3 protein-coding genes and 1 pseudogene are annotated in these 4,906 nt (G+C 45.8%); all 4 read left to right on the forward strand.

Annotation, left to right across the window (positions count from 1 at the left end; all coding sequences use genetic code 11):
- Positions 1-91: 91 nt before the first annotated feature.
- Positions 92-859 carry a type III-B CRISPR module-associated Cmr3 family protein gene (locus tag VB714_RS14440; protein ID WP_323225307.1) on the forward strand — a complete coding sequence of 256 codons (768 nt, stop codon included), beginning with the start codon at positions 92-94 and terminating at the stop codon, positions 857-859.
- A pseudogene (locus VB714_RS14445) lies at positions 856-1,245 on the forward strand (RAMP superfamily CRISPR-associated protein); the annotation flags it as partial. The gene VB714_RS14440 and the pseudogene VB714_RS14445, both read left to right, overlap by 4 nt.
- Positions 1,246-1,381: 136 nt before the next feature.
- On the forward strand, positions 1,382-3,124 hold the full coding sequence (locus VB714_RS14450) for an RAMP superfamily CRISPR-associated protein (protein ID WP_323225309.1): 1,743 nt from the start codon (positions 1,382-1,384) through the stop codon (positions 3,122-3,124).
- 13 nt (positions 3,125-3,137) lie between these two features.
- Positions 3,138-4,906, forward strand: a 1,769-nt coding sequence (locus tag VB714_RS14455; RefSeq protein ID WP_323225310.1) for a hypothetical protein, incomplete at its 3' end; no start/stop codon positions are given.

Below are 4,906 nucleotides of genomic sequence, written 5' to 3' on the forward strand. Positions count from 1 at the left end.
AATAGAGAAGAGCTAGAAAAAACAGTAAGAAAACTGTTAAATGAAGGAGAATTAATAATTCATTGGAATAGAAAGATAAAAAATAAAGGCAATGCCATTAATGCAATGTAGATGCGTCTTAGCTTACATTGCCGCGCCGCCGAAACCTTGGATGAAAGCGACAGCATTGCTGGCTTATTTACGAGGCTGCAATGAATTTAAGCATCATCACTTCACCGACGATCCCTGGGACGTGCAGGTATTGCCTCACACTCACATGAAGCCGGGACAGCGACAGGTCAAAGACGAGGATGGCTTTTTCACCGAAGTGGCAACGCGGCTCAAGGCGGGATGGCGTTTTTTGGTGGGTGCAAACCTCGAAGGATTTCCCGAAACTCGCGTTGTCGTGCGCTTGGGAGGTGAAGGGCATCATGCTCTTGTCTCCAAGGTTGCCGATTCTGAAGAAATTCAAGGATTACAAGCCCTGACTCAGCCCAATAAACCCGACGCTATCCAACCCGGAATGTTTGCTTATCTGCTGACCCCCGGCTTGGCAGAAACGTCTGAGGAACTGGTGTACGGGCTGTATCCCCATGCTTGGAAAGAGTGCTTGCTGGGCTGCGTTGGCGATCGCGCTTTGTGGTGGGGGGGCGTGCGATCGCGCAGGGAGGAGCGCAAGCAAAAGCAGTCTGAGGAACTAAAGACCGTTAAAACCTTTGCCCTGCAACCCCAACGCGCTTTCGTGCAGCCTGGAACGGTGTATTGCTTCAAGACGGGGTGTTTTCCTCGCGATCGCCTGCTGCCCGATCCAAAGGGCAAGCCTTGGCTGGACACTTTTCACAAACTCAATTACGGAACATTACTCTGGGGACAACGATGAATCTAACTTATTTGTATCTTTTATCTCCTTTGCATACAGGGGGAACGTCGCAGGAAGGGAATGTGGTGGGGATTGCCCGCGAAACCCATACGAACTTGCCCTATCTGCCATCGAGTACCATTCGGGGACGGCTGCGTGCCAGCACGCTTGACAAAGACGATTGCAAAAAACTATGGGGCAATACGATTGAGGACGTACAAGATAAGGAACAGAGTGACGACAATTTAACCCAAGGGGCATTATGGGTGGGAGATGCGGCATTGCTTTGGTTTCCCGTGCCGTCCCTCAGTCACGGTGTTGTCTGGGTGACTTCTCCTTTTTTATTGCGTCGCTGGTTGCGTTCTCGCTCTCAGAAACTCGATTTGCCTCCAGTTGGATCGTTTAGCGGCGGGGAACGATAGGATTGACAGGAATTGCCATGCAAGTCGCCCGGGAGTTTGCGTTTTGGGCGGAAGCAATTTATCCCAAAGATGCCCCCAATTCTGATAATAATACCGAATCAGAACAAGGAGGTAATTAACGATGGCAACTCCCTCTCTTTGGTTTGACAATAGAATCCCTAAACCCGCTTCTTCTGCGAGTTTGGTTGAGTATCTGCGTTGGATGCGCGTTTATGTGGATAATGGCACGATTAAAAGCGGTACGATTCTGGAATTATTTCAAAAATTTGAGAATAAGAGTGACTCTTCTCGTCGCCTGCAACGACTCTGCGATCGCATAGAACGCCTTGCTGATGAGTCGTTTATTGCTGAATGTTCTTGGCGGGTGCGCGTGGGAGGTTTGCGCGGGCCCGAGCAAATGTTACTGCCTGCTTTTGATGCTTCGGGCATTCCCTACATTCCCAGCAGTACCCTCAAAGGCATTGCGCGATCGGCTGCTGAGGCTGAAGTGGGGGAAAAGCGATCGCGAGAAATTTTCGGCACCATTGAAACAGATTCTAATGTGATGGGACAAGTGGCTTTTCTTGATGCCTATCCTTTACCCGATGAGGAGGAGGACAACTCGAATGGCGGTTTATCTCTCGATATTGCTAATCAGATTTGGAAGTGGGAGGGGACGCAATTTCCCCGGTACAATACTAATCCCAATCTGTTTGTTTCTCTGAAAGAGTCTCGCTTTCGCGTGGGTTTGCGGAAATTAAACTGTGACGATGCAACTTTTGCTCGGGTTGTGAATTGGTTAAAACTAGGATTGTCGCGGGGTATCGGGGCGCAGGTGAATTCGGGTTACGGAACGTTGATTGCTGAGGATACCGAACCCGAAAAACCCTTGATGCTAGTACGGTTTGAATTAACTGGGCAGTTGATTCACGGGCATCAGGAGTTTAACGAGTGGAAAACAGATTGGAATTCCCCCGGAAATGCCGTTGCAGAGTTACGACCGATTGCTTTTCGTTCAATGCTGCGGTATTGGTTTCGCGCCTTGGCTGCGGGAGTTTTATCAAATGCAAAGGTACAAGAGTTAGAGATGGATTTATTTGGCGGTCTTGAACCTCCGCGCACAGGGGTTTTTCGCTTGGAAGTTGATGGCACGATTGAGCGATTGCCTTCCCGTCGTTCACCCGGTTTGATGAAAGGGAATTTATCGTTTTTTCTCTGTTCCTGCGCCCATCGTCAAGTTGAAAAAAGCCTGCTGAAGAAATTGTTGCAGTATTTGACTTGGTTGGCATTTCACTTGGGAGGAGTCGGTCAGGGGGCGCGGCGGCCTTGCTACGATCGTACTCAGCGAGCCAATGCGCGGCCTCCCTATTGGCGAGGTTCTACGCTTAAAGCAACCAGTTCTCATCCCTTTTGGGCAAATCCCGATAATGTGGAGGAATTTCAAGAATTGTTCGCCAAGCGAATGCGAGGTTTTTATAAAGTGTTAGGGGAATTAGTTGGGACTAAACTTAATTTTAGAAAGCCGCGATCGGTTCGGCCTCAACTACCAACGGAAACGCAATGGGCAGAAGCGATTGATGTCCAATGTGAAATCGTTTGTGTTGCGGGTAAAGCCTCTAATTATAAGCCGTTTGCGCTGGCTGAATTGCATAGTCTTGCTTATCAAAATGATGGGTCTTACAATCCGGCGCTGTGCGGTGATAGCAATACCAAGCCCTCACCGATTTGGATTGCCGATATTGATAGTAATTATCAAGTTGTCACGGTATTCGGAGCAAGGGAGGCAACACGCATGGGCTATTTAGATCGTCTCAATGTGAAAGTGGTGAAAGCGAGTGATTTTGTGGAGCTTTGGCCATTACCCAAACCGAAAAAGAAGACTTGAAATAAATAAATTCATGCGAGTTTCAGTCATTCGCATGAATTTTGTTTCTTGGTTTGAATTGTCTGCATACACTGAAAATACATTAATGGAGACGAAAACCATGACCATTCTCATTGCCAATATTGGCACTTCCGATCTAGCCGTAAAATTATCGGAAGAACATGGCGATTTCTTCATTCCCATTGGCTTCGATCGCAACGAACCGAATACCAAAGCGGCTGAAAGCGAACTCGATGATATTGAATTGCAAATGTGGCACGATCGCCAGAAATTAGTTCGCGAACAACTACAGGTTAAAAACTTTCGCAGCTATACCGAGGGCTTGCTGCAAGAGTATGAAGCCAAGCCGGAATTATGGCACGATCTTATTCGTCCTGGTCGTATCTTAGGAGTTATCGAAGAGGCAATCAAGAAATCTGCCAGTGATATTTATATTTTCGTCACCGACCAACCCGAATTTATAGAGGGCGAGAAAAATCATGGTTATAATTCCGACACTATTCATCTTTTCGCGATTCTTAAACTTTGGATTGAGCGAGAATTTCAGGATCATCTAAATGTGCAAAAAATTGTTATTCCCCAGAGCATTTCCGCTATTGACCAAGATGGTTTATTTGGGGAATACTATAACTTTTTTCAGACGCTTGATACCCATGAAACCATTTTGATTAGCGTTAAAGGCGGTACGCCGCAAATGCAGACAGCATTGCGAATACAAGCGATTACGTCTGGTATTGCCAATCAGATTTACCTAGAGCCACAGTTATCAATTAAGAAGTTATTGGCTGGTAAAGCATCGGATTGCGACCAAGTATCGTATTGGCGCTATCAGCGCGTGCAACAGTATCAAACCGTGAAGAAACTGCTAGAACGCTGGGATTTTGACGGGGCTAATACGATTTTGAGGGAATGGGATAAAACGTTGCAGCAGTTGCAAGATAAGGGCATTGCTGAGGTTGCAGAAAGTCGCAATCTCGTGAAGTCATCCCTTGCCGCCCTGCAAATGGCCGTGGGCTACTTTAATCTCGATAATGATTATGCTGAAAAACACTGTAATGACTTGAATAAGTTAAAGAAATTATCAGATAATTATCCCTACCAACAGGGGGAAAAACGCAAGCATTTTCCTAAGTTACTCAATCTTTATACGCAATGCTGTTTGTTGTGGGAAACCGACCGCATGGCAGATTTCCTAACGCGCATGGGTTCGTTTTATGAGGAGGTGCTTCACGAGTTAATTCATGCTTTAGACGGTGCAGAATATTTTGACCGTCCTCGACTGCAAGGGGATTGGTTTTTACAGACGAAAATATTAGTGGATGAAAATCAACCCCTCGCGCAACGGTTTTATGAACTGGAAAAGCAGTACGAATCTAATCTTAAGAGACGTTTGAAAGATGGCGTTCATCTCAAAGAAGGTCGCTGGATTAAGGCTTTAGATGATAAGAACTATAAAGATAAATTCAAACTGCCCGGTCGTCCAAGTAAATTAAATTTTGTCTTGGCTTTAGTGGAGACAAAAAATAATGCAAATGATATTAATACCTTTAAAAAACTTTGCACAGCAATGGAAAAACTGGATTATTGGTATGTTAAGCGAAATAAGCTCATTCACGTTGCTAAAGGTATTTCTAAGCAGCGAATGCAGGCTGTTTTAGATGCAGATCGTAACAGATTCACACAACCCATTCTTAAAGATGATTGGTTCGATCCTCAGATTACAAAATCAATTCAGGATGCTGCCGATCCCCCTCAAAATATTCTCTTGGTCATGTCTGAAAT

Origin of the sequence: Spirulina sp. 06S082, assembly GCF_034932145.1 — a bacterium.
Lineage (GTDB): Bacteria > Cyanobacteriota > Cyanobacteriia > Cyanobacteriales > Spirulinaceae > CCY15215.

Excerpts from the sequence above, each read along its gene's own strand:
- VB714_RS14440 (WP_323225307.1), top strand. The coding sequence starts at position 92 with ATGCCATTAATGCAATGTAGATGCGTCTTAGCTTACATTGCCGCGCCG.
- VB714_RS14450 (WP_323225309.1), top strand. The coding sequence starts at position 1,382 with ATGGCAACTCCCTCTCTTTGGTTTGACAATAGAATCCCTAAACCCGCT.